Source organism: Pseudoalteromonas sp. S4492 (genome assembly GCF_005886115.1).
GTDB classification, from domain to species: Bacteria; Pseudomonadota; Gammaproteobacteria; order Enterobacterales; family Alteromonadaceae; genus Pseudoalteromonas; species Pseudoalteromonas gelatinilytica.
Genome location: NZ_PNCP01000033.1, coordinates 46,935 through 64,966 on the forward strand (window position 1 = coordinate 46,935; position 18,032 = coordinate 64,966).

The window sequence follows — 18,032 nt, forward strand, 5'->3', positions numbered from 1 at the left end:
TATTCTCTTAAAAATTAATAACTGTGAATAGGGTCTGTTGAGGTATGTTTGTTGCGTAAAAAAAGCAGATAAAACAAACATAAAGTGATGGCAAAGCCGACAGAACCCGTCAGTAATGGGGTGTTAAGTTCAAAGCGAGATACTAAATCTCCCGCTAAAAATGAGGCGCAGATGACACCGATATTTTGCATAAAATGAAGCTTGGCAAAGTCGCTTGAGTAAAAACGTGGTTCGCTCATTGCAAACAACATGACTTGTAGACGCACAGTTAGTAAAAATAGCCCAATAGCAAATACAACACGGCCGAACACAAGCCATTGCCAGTGTGAACTAAGTTGTATAAATAGGCCGATACTGCTCAACACAAGTGCATAAGCGATTGTTTTACTGTGCTTATTGGTTGCGGCTTTGTTTCTGGTTGTAATCAAAATGACAAGCGCAACCCAAGCAGGGATAGCAAACACAGCGCCAGCTAAAAGAGCGTTGCTGAATTCGCTTACTTGTTGCCAAAGTAGCGTAAAGTATGGCGTTGCTAAGAACATGCTGAAGTACACGCCCATAGATATAACCCCTAAGCGAATAATGTAGCCAGGGAAACGCTGTCGTTTTACTGATGATGCGGTTAATTCCCGTGGCTTGTAGCTTACTTTTAATAAGTAAATTAAATACAAGCAGAGCATAACCTGTAAGCAGTCACCTGCAGCCATCACTAAATATAAAAAGCGCGGCTCAATACTTTGGATGATCAAGCCACCTAATAAAGCACCGCCAATACCACCAAAGTGTAAAAGCACGCTAAATAAAGCAACGACACCGAGGTGCTGTTGTTTTTCTTCGATACTTAGAACAAAGGGATAAATAAGCAGGTAACTTGCTTTAAATACCAGCATGAGCTGTGATAACAGCCAAAAGCTCCACACGTTTTCGCTGTAAAAGCACGCAACACCCAATAGCCCTGCCATTATTTGGGTGATCACCCATAAATACAGTTCGTGCACGTGCTGCGCTATTTTCGCCCATACAGGGAAAGCACACATCACAGTGATGCAGCAAACAGCAATATAGGCACCAATGTGATTACTTGATTGCAAACCAAATTGGGCACTAAAAAACTGCGGGTAAAAGGGCAAAATCATGGTGTCGCAAACAACAGATATAATCGTCAGCAGCACCAAGCTTGACTTTAATGCGGGTTGTTTCATGCTATTTGCTTCTGTTTTTCGTTGACAACATCGGGTAAACCAAACTCTTGAAAGGCAATTTGTGTTTCAACAGGGTAGGGTGCATAACCTAAGATTGAGCGCAGAATATGGCTGTTTCTGTAGCAGGCCATGCCTAGATCTGGCGTTACAAAACCATGACTATGTAGCTCAGCATTTTGTACAAACAGCCTTTGTAGCTTGTCGATACTATAATTTCGCTCAACAGCAAAACACCCGTTATCTAGCCAATTTATTTCGCTCATTAAGCCACTTAGAAAATCGGGTAGCTGATAACTAAAGCCTGTTGCCATAATGACCTGATTACTATGTAAGCTAAATTCAGCCTGCTGTTCACTGTGTCTAAAAACTAACTTACTGCCTTGTTTTTTAATGAGCTCGCTGTTGGTTAGTAACCTTGCGCGGTTCACACCTTGAATATCAAGTTGATAGAGCTGATCATAAATCTGATTAATTAACTCTGAGTTGATGCCTTTGTATAAATTACGTTGCTTGGCTAGTAACTCCTGTTTGGTTGTCTGTTCTAGGTTATAAAAGTAATCAACATACTCAGGAGAGGTCATTTCTAGCGTGAGTTTCGTGTACTCAAGAGGAAAGAAACGCGGCGCTCGCGTTACCCAATTGAGTTGGTAGTTATGCTGTTTAATGTCACACAACAAATCATAAAATACTTCAGCAGCACTTTGCCCTGAGCCAATCACAGTGATGCTCTTGCTATTTACTAATTCATCCCGTCTAAACAGATATTCTGTGGCATGGCAGAGCTGTGTATCTTCTGCCTGAACAGCGGGTGGATAATAAGGTGAGGGACCTGTGCCCAGTACCAAGTGACGACAATAAAGCGTTTTTGTTTGCTTTGCAGATTCAACAGTGAGTACATAGAGCTGCTTTGTTTGATCAAACTGGCTATGAATGACTTTATGGCCAAACTGTATGTTACTTAATTGGCTTGCTGCCCACTGGCAATACTGGTTGTATTGCTCGCGCAGTAAAAAGAAACTTTCTCGAATATAAAACTGATACAGCTTACCCTGTTGTTTCGCATAGTTTAAAAAGCTGTATGGATTGGTTGGATCTGCCAATGTAACTAAATCCGACATAAACGGTGTTTGTAACGTAACACCATCGAGCATCAGCCCAGGATGCCAATTAAATTCATCACGTTGCTCTAAAAATAGCGAATCAAGTGTTTCAATTGGTTCAGCTAAACATGCCAAACTGAGGTTGAACGGACCAAGACCCACGGCAATTAAATCGTATACTTTATTCATGGCTAGTTTCCTCAACTTTTAGGCGTGCCTTGATGCTGTAGGCGCAGGCTTTAATATCAGCTGCAATACTTTTAATGTCTTCAATCTGTGTGTTTGGATTAAGTAACGTGAACTTTAAGTAGTTGATACCTCTGAATTTGGTGCGAGCAATGGCACACTCACCTTGTTTGAATAGCTCATCTTTAATTTGATAATTAAGCAGGTTTAATTGCTCATCACTGAGGTTTTTATCGTTAAAGCGAAACACTAAGGTGCTCAGTTCAGGTTGGTGAATTAGCTCAAATTCAGGGTCTTGTTTGAGCGCCACATAACTACTACGGGCTAATGCCATAACAGAAGAAAACACTTTGCCAATCTGTTCGTGGCCCATAATGCGTAAAGTTAGCCAAAGTTTTAAGGCATCAAAACGGCGAGTCGTTTGAATGCTTTTATCAACAAGGTTTGGCGCTGCTTGTGGGTTGTCGTTAAATGGATTTAAATAATCAGCATGATGAGTTAAATGTTTAAATTGTTTTTTATTAGCAACAATAAATGCACTGCTACTGACAGGTTGTAAGAATGATTTGTGGTAATCTAACGTCACCGAGTCAGCCTGTTCAATGCCATTGAGTAAGTGACGGTGATCGTCTGCAGCAAGTAGTCCACAGCCATAAGCGGCATCGACATGAAGCCATAAATTATCAGCTTTGCACCGCGCTTTTAGCTTATCTATAGGGTCTATTGAACCAAAGTCAGTTGTGCCTGCAGTAGCAACAAGCGCTATAGGAATATTGCCTTGTGCTTTACACTCATTAATAGCTGTATCAAGTGCGGTTAGGTCCATTTTAAATTCTTTATCAACTGTAACCGGAACAACCGCGTTGTAGCCAAGGCCCAGTAAAGCGGCTGACTTTTGAATACTAAAATGGCTGATTTCAGAACAAAAAATACGGTAGCGATGGGCATCAGGACTTAAACCAAAATCGCGAATAAGGTGTCCAGACAAGCGCTCTGCAGCATGGTCTCTAGCAAGTAACAGCGCCATTAAATTAGATTGACTGCCGCCACTTGTGAATATGCCATCGGCAGTAGCACTTAAGCCAATGCGTTCGATACTCCAGTCAATTAACTTTTGCTCAATGAGCGTCCCGCCAGCACTTTGGTCCCAAGTGTCTAACGAAGAATTTATAGCAGTTAATAACTGTTCGGCTATTACCGCAGGGTAAGCAACGGGGCAGTTTAGGTGGGCAACATATTTTGGATGATGAAAGTAGACTGCATGATCTAAATATAGAGATTTTACTTCGCCTAGCGCTTGCTCAACGTTATTGAGAGGTTGATTTAGTTCAATACTGGCAATTTGTTTACTCAGCTCCTTATGACAGACACCAGAATGAACTTGTTTTGCTGAACGCAGTGCTTGATGGATAAGCGACAGTGTTTGCATTGAAGCCATCTCATATTTGAGCAAATTATTTTCGTTAAAAATAAATGCTTGGGGTTGTTCATCAACATTTATTGATGAATGAGTATTAAGCACGGGGGCTAATTGATTCACGACTCAATTCCTTCTCAGTTAATTTGAATCGGGATCGTAATGATAGTGATTCTCAATATCAATAATAATAAATCATTAATTTACTTTACAATTTAATTACCTTTTGTAGGTTGAAGGTGTTTTGTTTTTTATTTTATCTAGTAATAAATAATTGTAATCAGATCAAAGATTATAACTAAATTAATCCCTTTTTTAGGTTCTAATTGGCAGCGTTGTTTTACTTTTTCGATGAAAATGAGCACAAATAAAAGCAATAAAGCCATCATTAAAGAAAACTTTAATAGGTAGGTGAGAGGTTTTAATCGCTAAGTAAACACACTTTGAGCTGCTATAAAATGCGTAAGCAAAGTGAGGATTCTGCGAATAGTTATTTTAAAAAAGCTGGGTTACAAAGTGGGTGAGGATTAAATTAAATGAAAATAATCTTGCCATTGCTCTTTACGAGAATGGCAACAGGAAATTTTAGCTTATAAAAACACATAAGCAGCGGGGAGTAGCATACCGCTAATGACTAATACAGAGCGGCTGCCCCATGGGCTATTTTTACCCTTGATCATAAACAAGCCGCTGATTGCTAAAAACAGCAGCAGCCCAGCAAAAATATCAGAAAAAATCACCCAAGAAGCTTTTGTCTCGTTCAAGTGTAAGCGGTTAAATGCTTGAAATACATGACGAGGCTCAATGGCTTCATAGCTTATGATATCTTTATTGAGTTTAAGGCTGAGGTTGTTACCGTTTTTTAAAAACACCTTAAACTCTTGCGGCGACACCCAATAAGAAGCCTTTACCGGCTCTCTTACATCAGCATGGGAGATAATTTGCTCAATCAACAACTCGTCATTATCTAATTGCCAAGTTTCATCGCTCACACTGATTTGCTGGTGGCTTACTTTGTAGTTTGGGTTCCAATCATCTTTGTGGTTCACTGCAATGCCAGAAACCGCAAAGATAATTACTAAACCAACACAAAAGTAACCAATATCGCGGTGTAAGTTTCTGTTTAACTTAAACCAGTTGATACTTGATTTATTACTCAATGATTTCAACTCCGCTCGGTACGAGCTGATAAATAGCCATTGCTTCAGTCACTGAGTTTGCATCAAAGCTTTCGCCGGCTTGCTGCGCTTTGTGAGCAAGTAGCGCTTTAGTGCGGCCAAGGCTAAGCTGAATTTTATCGAGCTTACCAGTTACGATAGCTTTACTGCCTTTAGCCGTCATCGGGAATACCATGTCGCCATCTTCAACTTTGATACGTAAGTTTTCAAAGCGTTTGTCAGATGCAAGCGTCATCCAGCAACCACGTTTTTCGCAAACCCCAGTGATAGTACCTTCCACGGTAATTGGATTTGCAAGGTAATCGTCTGGTGAGGCCATAACCGTCGAAATTTTAATGAGTTTGTCACTGTCGACTGGATTGCCAAACTGTAAGCTAAAGGCGTGTTGGCTAAAGCTTAAAAGCGCCAATGAGAATGCAATAAATATTTTTGATTTTAGGAACATAGCGGTTGCTTCTTGAAATAAAATTAAGCCTTAGTTTAAGCGATTTACTTGTATGATAAAAGCTTAATGAGATTAAAAATGATTTGCAATTATATCAAGCCTAGATCAATTGCTTTTAATGCTGCACGGGTTCTATCACGTACATCTAGCTTTCTGAGAATAAAAGACACTTGATTACGGATAGTCCCTTCAGACTTATAAAGTGCCTCGGCGATTTCACTATTTGAATAGCCTGCAGCGATTAAATTGAGCACTCTAAGCTCGCTTTTACTTAATTTATCAGGAGTTGCTAAAGAAGTATCGGTTGTTTTAGTGGGCTTATTCAAAATTCGCTCGGTGATCGCAGGAGCTAGCGCTGAGCCACCTTTAGCAAGTGTTTCGATGGCGCTGACCAAGCGCTCTAAATTAATATCTTTTAACGCATAACCCTTAGCGCCATAGCGAATACATTCTAGCACTTGTTCACTATCATCAAAGGTCGTGAGTACCAGTACAGGTTGCCTCAGCTGTTGTGCTTGCATACTTTTCAGTACGCCAATACCGTCTAGAATAGGCATGCGAATATCAAGGAGTACAACATCAATAGAATGTTGCTTGAGCATCTCAAGAGCCGTTTGACCATTGTCAGCCTCAGCCACGACTTGAATATTTGCTTTAAGGGCGAGTAAGCTTTTTAAGCCTTCTCTTAATAATGTTTGGTCATCAACGAGTAATACCCTAATCATTTTTTACGCCAAAGTATGTGGATTAAGTTTATGAGGTAACGTTGCAGCAATCGCAAACCCATTATTATTTTGTTCAAACTCGATTGCCCCTCGCACTAAAGCTAAGCGCTCTTGCATGCCTGTTAAGCCATTGCCTAAGTTCAGCTTGGGCATTTCGCCGCCGTTATCATAAATAGTGAGATGCACTGAATCAGCTTGGAGGTCTAAGCTTACCGACAGCTCGGTCGCATCACTGTGCTTAATACAATTCGTAATCGCTTCTTGCACAGTATGAAATAACGTTTGTGCTAATAACGTATCACTTATTTTTATATTTTCATCGTAGTTGAGTGTGACATTTAAGCCTGTAACATGGCTGCACAATGAATTCAGCGATGCATGTAAATCAATGGTTTGGTTTTCTCGCATTGACGAGACAGAATCACGCACATCATTTAATAACAAGCGGGTAATTTGCTGTGCTTTAGTTATGTGTTTTGGTGCTTCATGGTTAGCACAATGATTGGCGACTTCTAAGTGAATACTGAGTCCTGTAAGGTGGTGGCCAAGGGTATCATGTAAATCTCTGGCAATACGAATACGTTCATCGCGAGTTGCGGTGTCGTTTAAAAGTGCTTGAGTTGCTTTTAATTCACGTAATAAATGGGCTGCTTGTTCTTTGGCTTTACGCTCAGAAATAAGCCGAGTAGCAAAGCGATAGGCAAAGCTATTGTATAAAGTGAAAGCCAACCCGTTGAGCAATACAAATTGCTTATCAAAGCCATAGTGAAGCGTCAGCGCCATCAAAAAGGGCAGGCAAATGAGTAAATAGAGGCTGGCTTTGTTTGGCTCGTAATCGCTGAATTTAACTAAGAAAATGATCAATAGAATTGCAACAAAGCCAATATTAAATAGCCACATCAATAGCACAACATTAGCGATAGTGAAGTTCAAAATACGGGTTTGATAGTGCTTAAGTCGTGATCTGAAAAACTCAAAATAAATTAAAAAAGCAAAAAAGCTTATAAATAACACACTGATCAAAAACGTATTTATTGTACTAAAACTTAGCTGCGCCGATTCTGCTCTTTGCGACCAAGCGTGCAGAGTATAAATAAACACAAACCCCCAGGTGATAGCTGAGAGTATGAAATCGCTTCGATGTATCAACGTTTGCAAGAGTTTGTTCATACGCTTAGTTTAATCCGCAATTATTCGTTTATGTATATGACAAATGTCACGATTAAATATGTGACATTTGCAGCAAGTCAGCCCTAATGGTGAGGCGTTAAACTGCATTAAAACACCAATATAGGGACATTATCATGACCAAACATGAATTTCTGCGAAATAGTCTTTTTTCTTATCTGTTGATCACAGCTTATTGTTTAGCTGCATTATTTGTTGATGATGCCAAGGCCGATGAGCAATCACAGCAATGGCAAATGGAGGTCGGTGCTGCACAATTGGCCATTGATACAGCATGGCGAGATTACGATATTCAAACCATGGTCTTGCCATACTTCAACGCCCGAAAAGGCAACTGGCGCATTGGGCCTAAATATGGCTTAGTGCAATATGCCTTTTTACAAGGCGCAGAATTTGAAGCGTCAATGGGGCTTAGTTTCCGAGATGAAACCTACGATAGCAGTTTAATCTTTAGTGATGAGTTGTCGGATGATGAGGTTTTCACTGACTATAAAGACGGCAAAGGTGAGCTAACCTTCAGAACTCAGCTGCAATATAAACAGCTTTTTGTTCGTTTAGCGCAAGATATTTCGAATCATTCCGATGGACTTACGTTTCTTGCCCGCTATAACCTACCGATTTATGGCCAAGGATTAGGGTTACAGCTAAGTGCTGATCTCGGTTTTTATTGGCAAGATAAAAAATACACTCAATACCTGTATGGCATAGCTAATGGCAATATCGCCCCTGAGTTTGGCAGATATGAATATCAGCCAAGTGCAGCCCTTAACCCATTCACCTCGCTAAACCTGACTTATGTTTTTAATAAGCAGTGGTCTGTTTTTACGAGCTTGCGGTATGAGCAACTTGACTCAACTATCAAAAAAAGCCCGCTAGTGGGAGAAACTGCCAAGCAGCAATTCACTGCAACTATAAATTATCGTTTTTAGAAAAAGGGATGAGCAATGAATTATCTACTGAGATTATGCATTTTACTCTTACTTACTGGTTGCAATAGCTCTGAAGAGGAAGTGTTTGACGAAGACGATTTATACCAAGGTGTCTATGAAAATGACTATTATGTTTATAACTTTAGCGAGTACCCGGTTGATTTTTATATGATGAACCTACGAAACAACACACCAACAAGCGCAATTTATAAGGAGCAGAACTTCCAACAATCAATCGATGGCTACGGTGGTTTTGAAAAGCTTAACTTTAAGCGGTCTGTGGTCGGAAAGGTTGGCTTTGCAGCTTTTTATGATGCTGAAATAAAAGCTCATCTACAAAAGTGGGTTGTTAGTGATATAGCTAATTATGTGATCATTTATATGGATGGCGAAACGCTGAAACTGGCTTTTTTAGCACGCACTGAGGCTGTAGATAGTGGTGATTACCCTGTGGTTAGGCTGGTTAGTTTTATCGGCAATACGAACTACAGCTATAAACTTGCTAATAGTGAATTAACTGAAGCAACAGCAACAGCTTATATACCGCTAACTCATTGCGCTAGTGACTTACAAATTGCAGGTTTTGAATTTGATTTTTGTAACTTAGAGCAGCGTGGTTACTTAATTGTGCTGCTACCTAATGAGCAACTAGCAATCATCAAAGAGTAGTGCTTTATGACAATTTCGTGAATATTGTGATAATGTAACTTTTTATCGTTTCATTGCTTTATAATGCCTTTTTTATTTGTATGATAAAGCTGGTTTTAGCTTGGAGTTAGCATGGTTTCACGTCGAGAATTTTTAGTAGGGGCGGGCACATTGGCCTTTTTAGGGTTATCAAAAAGTGCCATAGGAAAAGTGTCGTTAGGTGATTTAAAAACAACGGCTGTCGGTTTTGGCCCGTTAATTCCCGATCCAGATAAACTGCTCGACTTACCCGAGGGCTTTAGTTATCAAGTCGTTTCAAGCCTTGGTGAGAAAATGTCTGATGGGTTTACGGTACCCGATAAAGCCGATGGCATGGGTTGCCTAGCGCTTGGTAATGACCGTGTTGCATTAGTGCGAAACCATGAGCTAAAACCAAAAGATTTAGCGAAAGCTGAGGCAAGTATTGCCAACCATAAAACGCCGCTGGCTTTTGATACTAACAGTGACGGTGTGGCGTTGCCGGGTGGCACAAGTCATATCGTTTATAACCTAAAAACCCATCAAAAAGAGCAAGAATACTTGTCATTGGTCGGCACTATTCGTAACTGTTCTGGCGGTATCACGCCTTGGGGCACCTGGCTTACGTGCGAAGAAACCACAGATACCAAAGCTGATGGATTTAACCAAGATCATGGTTATATCTTTGAAGTTCCCGCAAATAGCAAAGGCTTAATTAAACCTGAGCCATTAAAAGCCATGGGTCGATTTAACCACGAAGCGGCTGCCGTTGACCCGCGCACCGGCATTGTTTATTTAACAGAAGACAAAGGTGATAGCGTCTTTTATCGTTTTATTCCAAATGAATATGGCAAGCTGCATAAAGGCGGGCAATTACAAGCTATGGTGGTAAAAGGTAAGCCACAATTCGATAGCCGTAACTGGAATAATAAAGCCATGGGGCTACATCAAGAGCTTGAGGTTGAGTGGGTCAATCTAGATAACCCTGAAAGCCCGAAAGACGACCTACGCCTACGCGGCTATAAACAAGGAGCTGCACTGTTTGCTCGCGGTGAAGGTATTCACTGGGGTGATAAAGAGCTTTATTTTTGCTGTACCAATGGTGGTAAAAAACAACTTGGTCAGGTTATGAAATATCAGCCATCAGAATTTGAGGGCACAGATAAAGAAGCACTGCAACCTGGTAAAATCTCGTTGTTTGTAGAAAGTACCAGCAAAACCTTTTACAACTTTGGCGATAACCTTACCGTGTCACCTAATGGTCATTTAATTATTTGTGAAGACCAATACACCGATGTGGTTGATAATCATCTTCGCGGTGTGACACCCCAAGGCCAAGTTTATAATTTTGCCCGCTTAGTGGCGCAAACCGAGCTGGCAGGTGCCTGTTTTTCACCAGATGGTAGCACTTTGTTTGTGAACGTTTACTCACCGTCAAAAACACTTGCTATAACAGGCCCATGGCATCAGTTTAGTGTTTAGTTAAAGCCTATTTAAAATAGCCACTGCGAAGCAAGGCATTAACCCAAAGAGGGGAATGTCAAAAAGTTAGATAGACGAATGGCTTATTTAACTTTGCTTACAAAGGAAATTATGCAATCAAAATGCCTAGAATATATTTTCTAGGCATTTTTTTGCTTGGTAGTCAGCCTGTGACAAGGCTTTTCACTTTTTTGACAAGTCTTCCAGTTGTGGTTTTCTAATATCTTTTAGGAGACCATCAATTGAGTAACGCATTATCAAATCAGATAAAAAAACTTCGGGTACCCTTGCCGTTTAAAGGGTTTCAATTTAACGGCTGCAAAAATCCTGCATGTCGTAACTTCATGGTGCCCCCTATCTGCGAAGGACACGGCAACAGCGTAAAAGACGGTTATGCCCTGACAGGAAAGGTAGGCCATTTGCAACGCAAAGTAACGAAGGTCGACTGTGGCATGGTATGGCGCCCTATAACCCACAAATCATACGAAGGTACTGGACATCTATCGCGTCTATAATAATTACGTCAAGTTAACTCGGAATAGAAAGGGAGGGTTCAACAACAAAACACAAGCGATGAGGCTAGGGCTAGCTAGAGGTCTGGTAAAAATGGAAGATATTTTGTATCAGCCTTAAGTTTTAGCCGCGACAACAATCTTCTTTTGGGAACTTTTAACCAATGTGAGAGTTGGGCAATTTCATTTGAAAGCCGAATGCCGGCTCCGTTCCATAAGCGGACTATATTAATCACATGGGAAATTACTTAATGTGACTTAACTAGCGGTATTTTTTTAACTACTAAACTCAACGTTCTCTTTTCAAGAGGGGCGGTATCCATCTGACTATCGCTGTCATAATAGAGTTGAGTTCCTTCATAACTTAAGTCCTCTAAATTAAACCTCAACTTAAAACTTTCATAATCACAACAACTGCTATACGATTTCCCTTCATAGATTAGGGTATCGCCGTCTACCAGTAAGCTATTTGAGTCCGAGGATGTGAACGTAGGTAAGACAAAAACCTGCAATTCAGTTTTAGTAGGTATTGCTAAGTAAGGCGTATAATAAGTTCTATTTCCAGATTCATGCCCTGTTGCCAGGTAGATATCACGTTTAGCATAATCAACTTTGTATAGATGACTTCCAATTGACGCATATCCACTTCCATTAATAGGTCCATAACTGGCTTGACCATGCAGACTGCTCTGATAGTTTAAGAAGTAGCTACCTGGTAAATAAGAGTAATGCCAACCTGACATAGAAAATACAGTACTATTATTGCTATTCATTGAATAGCCGATATCTGCTTTGTATAACTGTTTGATAAGTGCTGATTGGTGTACATATGCGCGGTCTCCATTAAATTGAATGCGAGCCCAATCAGAGTCAATTAGAAACTCAGCTCTAATTGACCTTCCACCTTGCAATAATCCAAGCTTTTTTCCTTCTTTGGACGGCTTTGAACGTATATTTACATTCGACTGAACAATGGCGGGTAGAAATCCACTTGCTTCTTTGATTTCAATGAGCGCATTAGATTTCAAATCGTCCCAGGAAGCGTTTGTAGAAGGAGACAAAAACGTTAAAGCCGTGATAAGCCCTGAAGTAAAAATTGAAAACTTGAACATCAACAATCCCTATAAAAACACCAAGTTAGAACAATAACTTTAAATCAAATTAGCTGCAATAACATACTTACGCGAATTTCATTATTTCTCTTTTAAGTCAGACACTTAAATTCATCTTTTGGCAGAATGAGTTTACTCTAACCTCCGCTTTATGAATGTTAGGATGAACTCTGCGACCTCCACATATTGCCCCAACAAAATGTCCCCCCCCTAAATCAGCAGTGTTTTGAACCATTAGTTTGGATACGACAGGAATTAATGCCTTGACTGCGAAGTGGCTTTTTTTGTACCACGAAAATTTATGTTCCTCTTTTTATAATCAGCTGTTCTAGTTAGAATCACTTTGTTTTACAGGAAAAAATAATAAAACGAAAACGGAGTTGATATGTCTGTTACTGAGCAGAGTCGAGAGCAAGTTAAAGCAAAACTAGTTAAGCAAAGTCCACTTGCAGCCGCAATCGGCGTAGCTTGCTGGAGTATCCCAATCATTATTTTATGGATCACAGTATTTTCAATTAAAAGTGCTATTGGGCCTGTAATGTTAGTGATTAGCGGCGTACTCGTTGGCCTAGCCGTTCGTATTCATGGGCGTGGCTATGATCGTATCTTTTCAGTTATTTCACTTATTGCATACCTATCTGTAATCGCTGTTGCGCTCAGTTCAGAGGTTTTGATCAGCGGTACATTGTCTTTATCAATTTATGCTTTGTTATTTGCACTTGGCTCTTGGTCAGCAGCATTTATTGCACGTAAAAGCATTCCATTTATTGACCATAAGTTATTTGCTGAGGTGTATGAATCCGGTGAGCTGGCAGGGTATAAAAAATTAAAAATCATTGGTTGGTAGTATTACCGAGTACCCTAATTGCCACATCATGTTTGAGTTTTGCAGGAGCCGTTGGTGCATTTGCTCACCAGCAGTATTTGTCTATTGAAAAACAGGTAGAACAAGAGCAACATCAAGCTGCTAAGTTTAGAGCAAAACATATTCCGACAGATGATGAGTTTCTTGCAACCTTGTCTGACAAAAAAGCATTTAGCTATGCTTTTGCCTATTATTCCGGTCGTCACTTTGATGAACGAGGCGTTTATCAGGGGAAATTTCCGCAAGATACATTTAAATCAGAAACTATTTTACGTTATCTCGTTGAACATAAAAATGAACCTAGAGCGCAATTTATTCTGGGAAGAATGCTTGCTTTTGAGCGTGGTGAAGCACTAATGGCAAGCTCAAGGCAGAGCGGTGATCAGTTCGCTCGGCTATATGACATTTATCAATTCGGTTGCCATATAGATGCAAAGCAAGGACGTACGCTATTGCAAAGATTTAAAAAGCTCGTAACAGAGCAGTCGGTGATCATCGATATTCAGCAAATGCAGAGTAATGATTTTCGTGATTATTGCGACATTCTAGATGACACCGAATTTGATTACCGTTATATCCGTGATTACAAAAGCTAATCCCCAAGCTCACTAATTATTAGTAACGGAAAGTTCTTTGCCGAGCGGGGCTGCCAATCTGCAAACTCAATATTGCTGACATTCAGTGTATTGAGTGCTTTTTTTGAGTAGCTCCAGCCTCTGGCTTTTTGTGCCACAGCTGCACGCTTTAGCTCTTCAGATAAACCAATGGTTAGCAAGTCATGATTAACACCGCGTTTTGCATAAAAAGCTTTTTCACGTGCCACGGCTTTTGCGATTATTTCGTCGTATTGAGTGCGTAAAGCCTGCCACTTGGTTGTTTTTTCTGGCTCTTTTAAATGGCTTACCATGGCATCAATATCGCTATCTCGCCAGCGAGCTGAAGCGGCATCGCCGTGCCAACCGACAATGGCGTTATTAGCTATGGTAGTAGGGTTTCCTGCAAGCAATACATAATTAGCACACGACGAAAAGCAAAATTGTTTTACATGAACTTTTAAATTATGCGCCAAAATCAATTCTGCGAGATCCATACCCAAATCAACGTTTCCGCCACCACTGGTGATTTGTATGCTGTTTATGTTTGGTTGCTCAGCCAAAAGCTGTGCAACATGTTGATTGTTTTTGGCACTAATTTCGCCCTGATAAATAATGCGCTGCTCGCTTAGTGACACACCGGCAAAGCTTAACCAAGGGATAATTAAAAACAGACTAAAAAATACACGCAACATAAAACGCTAACCTTATAAATTGTATGATAATTCTATCACGCTTTTAGGGTTTTTTAGCGGCTTTTTTGGCGCTGACTTTAGCGGCGTGTTTGGCAATCCACTTAGTCATTTTTTTCATTAAGGCGGGTGGAAAATCATGGCCCATTCCGGGCACAACTTTTAGCTTACTACGCTTTATTAACAGTGCGGTGTTGATACCCGCAGACAGTGGCATAACAGGATCAGCACTGCCGTGGATCACTAATGTAGGGGCTTTAATCTTTTTTAGTAATTGCTCGCGATAAGGCGTTGCGGCAATGGCTGCAAGCTGACGTTTAAAGCCTGTTTGATTCGTGTGAGCCCGCTCAATATAGCGTTCTGCGTTGGCGTATAAAGCGTGTTCATCTTGTGGGTAGGCTGGGCTGCCAATGAGTTGGTTGAGCCTAACATTGTAATCAATAGCGGCTTCTTTATTACTGCTTCGGGGGCGTATTTTAGCGAGCTTTACTAATAGGTTTATGTTTGAACCCGAAAACGATAACGGCGAGCTACTCGACATAATTGAAGTTAAGCTCAGTACACGTTTTTTATACTTTGCCGCGGCAATTTGCGCAATCATGCCACCCATCGACGCCCCCACTAAGTGCGCTTTTTTGATATCCAGTGCATCCATTAATTCTTTTACATCGCGAGCCATGTCATCGAGCGAATAGGGCAGTTTTGCACGAATGGGTAATCGGCGGCTAAGCCAATGCTTTACAAGACTCGGCTTGCCTAACTCATCTAACGATGAGGATAACCCTGCATCACGATTATCAAAACGAATAACCCGAAAGCCTTTTTCGACCAAGCCAAAATAAAGTGACTCTGGCCAAACGGTAAATTGAGCACCTAAGCCAATAATTAAGATGATCACAGGTGCGTTTTCATCGCCTTCATCTTGATAACTAATACTGATACCACTGGCTGTAAGGATATGTTCCATAGACTGACAAATAAGCTTACGCAGGTATCATCAGCTTAGTGTGTGAAGTTGGCAGTTTAGTGACAGCAAGAAAAATAGACAGCACATGACTGCATGCTGTCTATTTTCAGGGAGTTTTCTTAGAAGTAAGCGGTAACGCCAATCCAGAAGTTACGGCCTTTATCTTTAACGTTGTAGTCGTCTGTGAATGTGACCTCACTAATTACACCGCGACCTGTTAGGTACTCATACTCACCATCGCCATTTAGGTCGGTATAGCTTGTGCTATACGAGGTGAAATCTTCGTCTAATAGGTTGTTTACACGGGCATTGATTTGCACGTACTCATTTACATAAAACTGCGCACCTAAATTAAGTAGGTTGTAGTTTTTGTAATAAAGCGCTTTGTCGTGCACGTTATCCCAACCGCGGTAACGGTCTGAACGATATACACCTTGTAGGTATAGGTTCATAAAGTCAGTCGCTTCCCAGTTTAGGGTAAGGTTTGCCATGTGCTCTGCGGAGTTCGTTAGTGGCTGACCTTGTTCAGGGCCGCTCTTTTGTTCGCTATCAGTCCAGGTATAGTTACCGTTAACAGACACTGTTTTGCTGATAGTATATTGGCCTGCAATTTCAACACCTTGTAGGTCTACTTCGTCGATATTGATTTTTTGGCTATAGCTATCGTAGCCAAGTTGATCGTACTGACCTAAGTTCACACAAGGGCGTAAATCGTTAGTTTGCTCACAGCTTAAAATAGTGTCGCCGCTGGCAATTTTGTCTTCAAACTTGGTGTTGTAGTAAGTCACATTGATGTTGTGATCGCCATCAAGCGAAGTCCAGTAAAGGGCGATTTCAGAGTTCACACTGGTTTCTGGTTGTAAGTCTGGGTTACCCGCAAACGGGCTTGTGCCTTGACCGCCAAATCCGGTAATACCGTCATAAAGATCAGTGGTTTGTGGTGTTTTATAACCCGTACTTACACCCCCTTTTAGCGTCCAAGTGTCAGAGAGGTTATAGACACCGTAAACGCGCGGAGATACTTGGCTGCCAAATACATCATGGTCATCGTAACGAGCGCCTAATGTGAAGGTAAAGTTATCAGTTGCCATCCAGTTATCTTCGGCAAAGATTGAGTACATGTTTTGCTCTTGTACTTTGCCAGCTTGGTCACTTTCAAGACCAAATACACCGTCTTTTAATTCACCGTCGATAAGCTGGCCACCAATTGCTAGGTTATGGCTACCAAAGCTACCTGTGATAGGAATATCAAAACGTAAGTCATAGGTATATTGACTGCTTTCAAGTGGGCGAGCAGGGCGCGGTAAGAATGTTTCTTCAGCTAAGTCTTTACGTGCTTGCTCGTCCATTCCTTCGTATTCGCCAGTACCATCGTACATAGCTTGCAGCTCTAGGCGCTCGCTGACACTCAGTGGTAAAGTACGGCCATTATTTTGCGTATCAACATAAGAAACAGAAGCCTTCAGCGTTGCCCAATCAAGCTCGCCATCGTAGCTGATTGACCACCACTCACGGTCAAACTCTTGGTCTGCTGCATAACCTGCGCGCGGGTTTACTTGGCCGCGGCGGTCTTGCCAAATTGATTCAATATTATCTTTAGTGCCAAGCGGGTAAGTAATTGTGCCTGATTCGATGTCGTAGCTTGGCGTGTTGTCGTACACTTGGCTTGAATTATCATAATCAAAACGTAAATGATGAGACTCAAACGGGGTATAAGTTAGAGTAAAACCATACTGCTCGTTTGTGTTATCAACGGTACGACCGCCACTACCAAAACCTAATGAACGAGTATGAACAACACCATTTGGATCGGTTGCTGGTTCAAATGTTGGCGAAGATGCTTGTTGCTCGTAAACACTGCCACGCACACCTAAGCTTAATACGTCTTTAATAAGTGGACCCATCACACTAAAGTCAGTGGTAATGTCATCGCCAAAATCATCGTTTTGCTGTAATGAACGGCTAAAAGACACTGCACCGCTCCAACTATCAGTGTGCTTTTTAGTGATGATATTAATTACACCACCCAATGCATCTGCACCATAAAGCGTTGATGCAGGGCCGCGAATTACTTCAACACGTTCAATGGCATCAACCGGTGGTACGTGGTTAAACGCGTTACCACCAAAGTTGTTTGGATAAATATCGCCATGGTTATTTTGGCGTTTACCATCAATAAGTAACAGGGTGTATTCACCTGTTAAACCACGCATACTTACACTGCCTTGGCCCGTTTTATCTCGGGTTGTGCCAATGTCGATACCTTCTAAATACTGCACAGCATCAAGTACTGAGGTGAAGGCATGAGACTTAATATTTTCATTGGTGATAATTGAAATACTAGCAGGTGCTTCGGTAACTTTTTGCTCAAAACCTGTTGCAGTGATAACTAAGCGTTCCATATCTTGTTTCGGCTTAGCGTCATCAGCAAAGGCTGAAAAATGTGTTGCTATGGCAAGTGCCAGTAAGCTTGGTTTTATTGATTTCATTGTAGGTTTCCAGTTCTTTTTGTAGGTTATCCCTTTGAGGAACGTTGCGTATACTACATAAATGAAAAATACAATCAATAACTATTCTTATTTAGATTAATCTTTTTCAAGTTGGCTTAACACTATTCACAATTAAGTTGCGTTTGTTTTTTAGCTAATTAATACCAACCCGCTTAATTAAGTAGTCTATTTTGAGGCAATAAAACCTCGTTGATAGCAAGGCAAAAATTTCGTTATTTAGTTGTTCTAAATGAGAAATTTTTAACGCAGTTAGCGACAGGTTT

General features: G+C 40.8%; 16 protein-coding genes. 5 read left to right on the plus strand and 11 right to left on the minus strand.

Translation table 11 applies throughout. From position 1 onward, the window contains the following. Nucleotides 1-14 precede the first annotated feature (14 nt). The 7 genes from CWC28_RS09880 to CWC28_RS09910 all read right to left on the minus strand — a co-directional run bounded on the left by CWC28_RS09880 (nt 15) and on the right by CWC28_RS09910 (nt 7,354). The gene (locus CWC28_RS09880; RefSeq protein ID WP_138625087.1) at nt 15-1,202 is read right to left on the minus strand and encodes an MFS transporter; all 1,188 of its coding nucleotides are present in this window, start codon (nt 1,200-1,202) and stop codon (nt 15-17) included. Then, nucleotides 1,199-2,491 carry a lysine N(6)-hydroxylase/L-ornithine N(5)-oxygenase family protein gene (locus CWC28_RS09885; RefSeq protein WP_138625088.1) on the minus strand — a complete coding sequence of 431 codons (1,293 nt, stop codon included), beginning with the start codon at nt 2,489-2,491 and terminating at the stop codon, nt 1,199-1,201. Before CWC28_RS09885 ends, CWC28_RS09880 begins: the two co-directional genes overlap by 4 nt. Continuing rightward, a complete protein-coding gene (locus CWC28_RS09890; protein WP_212746795.1) occupies nt 2,484-4,028 on the minus strand; it encodes a pyridoxal phosphate-dependent decarboxylase family protein in 1,545 nt (514 codons plus the stop codon). Before CWC28_RS09890 ends, CWC28_RS09885 begins: the two co-directional genes overlap by 8 nt. 467 nt (nt 4,029-4,495) lie before the next feature. Beyond that, nucleotides 4,496-5,065 (minus strand): PepSY-associated TM helix domain-containing protein, encoded by a 570-nt coding sequence (locus tag CWC28_RS09895; RefSeq protein WP_138625089.1) that lies wholly within the window; start codon nt 5,063-5,065, stop codon nt 4,496-4,498. After that, nucleotides 5,058-5,528 carry a DUF4920 domain-containing protein gene (locus CWC28_RS09900; protein WP_138625090.1) on the minus strand — a complete coding sequence of 157 codons (471 nt, stop codon included), beginning with the start codon at nt 5,526-5,528 and terminating at the stop codon, nt 5,058-5,060. The genes CWC28_RS09895 and CWC28_RS09900 overlap by 8 nt, the downstream gene beginning before the upstream one ends. Nucleotides 5,529-5,617: 89 nt before the next feature. Further along, the gene (locus CWC28_RS09905) at nt 5,618-6,253 is read right to left on the minus strand and encodes a response regulator (protein ID WP_054560701.1); all 636 of its coding nucleotides are present in this window, start codon (nt 6,251-6,253) and stop codon (nt 5,618-5,620) included. A gap of 3 nt (nt 6,254-6,256) precedes the next feature. Beyond that, nucleotides 6,257-7,354, minus strand: a complete 1,098-nt coding sequence (locus CWC28_RS09910; protein ID WP_063700419.1) for a sensor histidine kinase — start codon at nt 7,352-7,354, stop codon at nt 6,257-6,259. Nucleotides 7,355-7,557: 203 nt separating this feature from the next. On the opposite strand from CWC28_RS09910, the gene CWC28_RS09915 reads away from it, so the two are divergent. From CWC28_RS09915 to CWC28_RS09925, 3 genes are all read left to right on the plus strand, one after another. Beyond that, nucleotides 7,558-8,370 carry a MipA/OmpV family protein gene (locus CWC28_RS09915; protein WP_063700417.1) on the plus strand — a complete coding sequence of 271 codons (813 nt, stop codon included), beginning with the start codon at nt 7,558-7,560 and terminating at the stop codon, nt 8,368-8,370. Nucleotides 8,371-8,385: 15 nt separating this feature from the next. Next, on the plus strand, nt 8,386-9,039 hold the full coding sequence (locus CWC28_RS09920; RefSeq protein WP_063700414.1) for a hypothetical protein: 654 nt from the start codon (nt 8,386-8,388) through the stop codon (nt 9,037-9,039). A 111-nt stretch (nt 9,040-9,150) separates the two neighbouring features. Further along, the gene (locus tag CWC28_RS09925; RefSeq protein ID WP_063700412.1) at nt 9,151-10,518 is read left to right on the plus strand and encodes an alkaline phosphatase PhoX; all 1,368 of its coding nucleotides are present in this window, start codon (nt 9,151-9,153) and stop codon (nt 10,516-10,518) included. Nucleotides 10,519-11,278: 760 nt separating this feature from the next. On the opposite strand, the gene CWC28_RS09930 is transcribed toward CWC28_RS09925, so the two are convergent. Beyond that, entirely contained in the window at nt 11,279-12,142 is an 864-nt protein-coding gene (locus CWC28_RS09930) for an SH3 domain-containing protein (protein ID WP_063700410.1), read from the minus strand. Between the two features lie 385 nt (nt 12,143-12,527). Here CWC28_RS09930 and CWC28_RS09935 point away from each other — a divergent pair, with 385 nt between their 5' ends. Both CWC28_RS09935 and CWC28_RS09940 read left to right on the plus strand, forming a co-directional pair. Continuing rightward, the gene (locus CWC28_RS09935) at nt 12,528-12,989 is read left to right on the plus strand and encodes a hypothetical protein (RefSeq protein ID WP_138625091.1); all 462 of its coding nucleotides are present in this window, start codon (nt 12,528-12,530) and stop codon (nt 12,987-12,989) included. Between the two features lie 32 nt (nt 12,990-13,021). Beyond that, on the plus strand, nt 13,022-13,603 hold the full coding sequence (locus CWC28_RS09940; RefSeq protein WP_138625092.1) for a hypothetical protein: 582 nt from the start codon (nt 13,022-13,024) through the stop codon (nt 13,601-13,603). Here the strand turns inward: CWC28_RS09940 and CWC28_RS09945 are convergent. From CWC28_RS09945 to CWC28_RS09955, 3 genes are all read right to left on the minus strand, one after another. Then, complete coding sequence (locus tag CWC28_RS09945) at nt 13,600-14,295, minus strand: ATP-dependent Clp protease proteolytic subunit (RefSeq protein ID WP_063700406.1); 696 nt, start codon at nt 14,293-14,295, stop codon at nt 13,600-13,602. The two genes, CWC28_RS09940 and CWC28_RS09945, sit on opposite strands and share 4 nt — an antisense overlap. 43 nt (nt 14,296-14,338) lie before the next feature. After that, nucleotides 14,339-15,259, minus strand: coding sequence for an alpha/beta fold hydrolase (locus CWC28_RS09950; protein ID WP_063700404.1), 921 nt, complete (start codon nt 15,257-15,259; stop codon nt 14,339-14,341). Nucleotides 15,260-15,378: 119 nt separating this feature from the next. Next, nucleotides 15,379-17,748, minus strand: a complete 2,370-nt coding sequence (locus tag CWC28_RS09955; RefSeq protein ID WP_138625093.1) for a TonB-dependent receptor domain-containing protein — start codon at nt 17,746-17,748, stop codon at nt 15,379-15,381. Between the last annotated feature and the right edge of the window lie 284 nt (nt 17,749-18,032).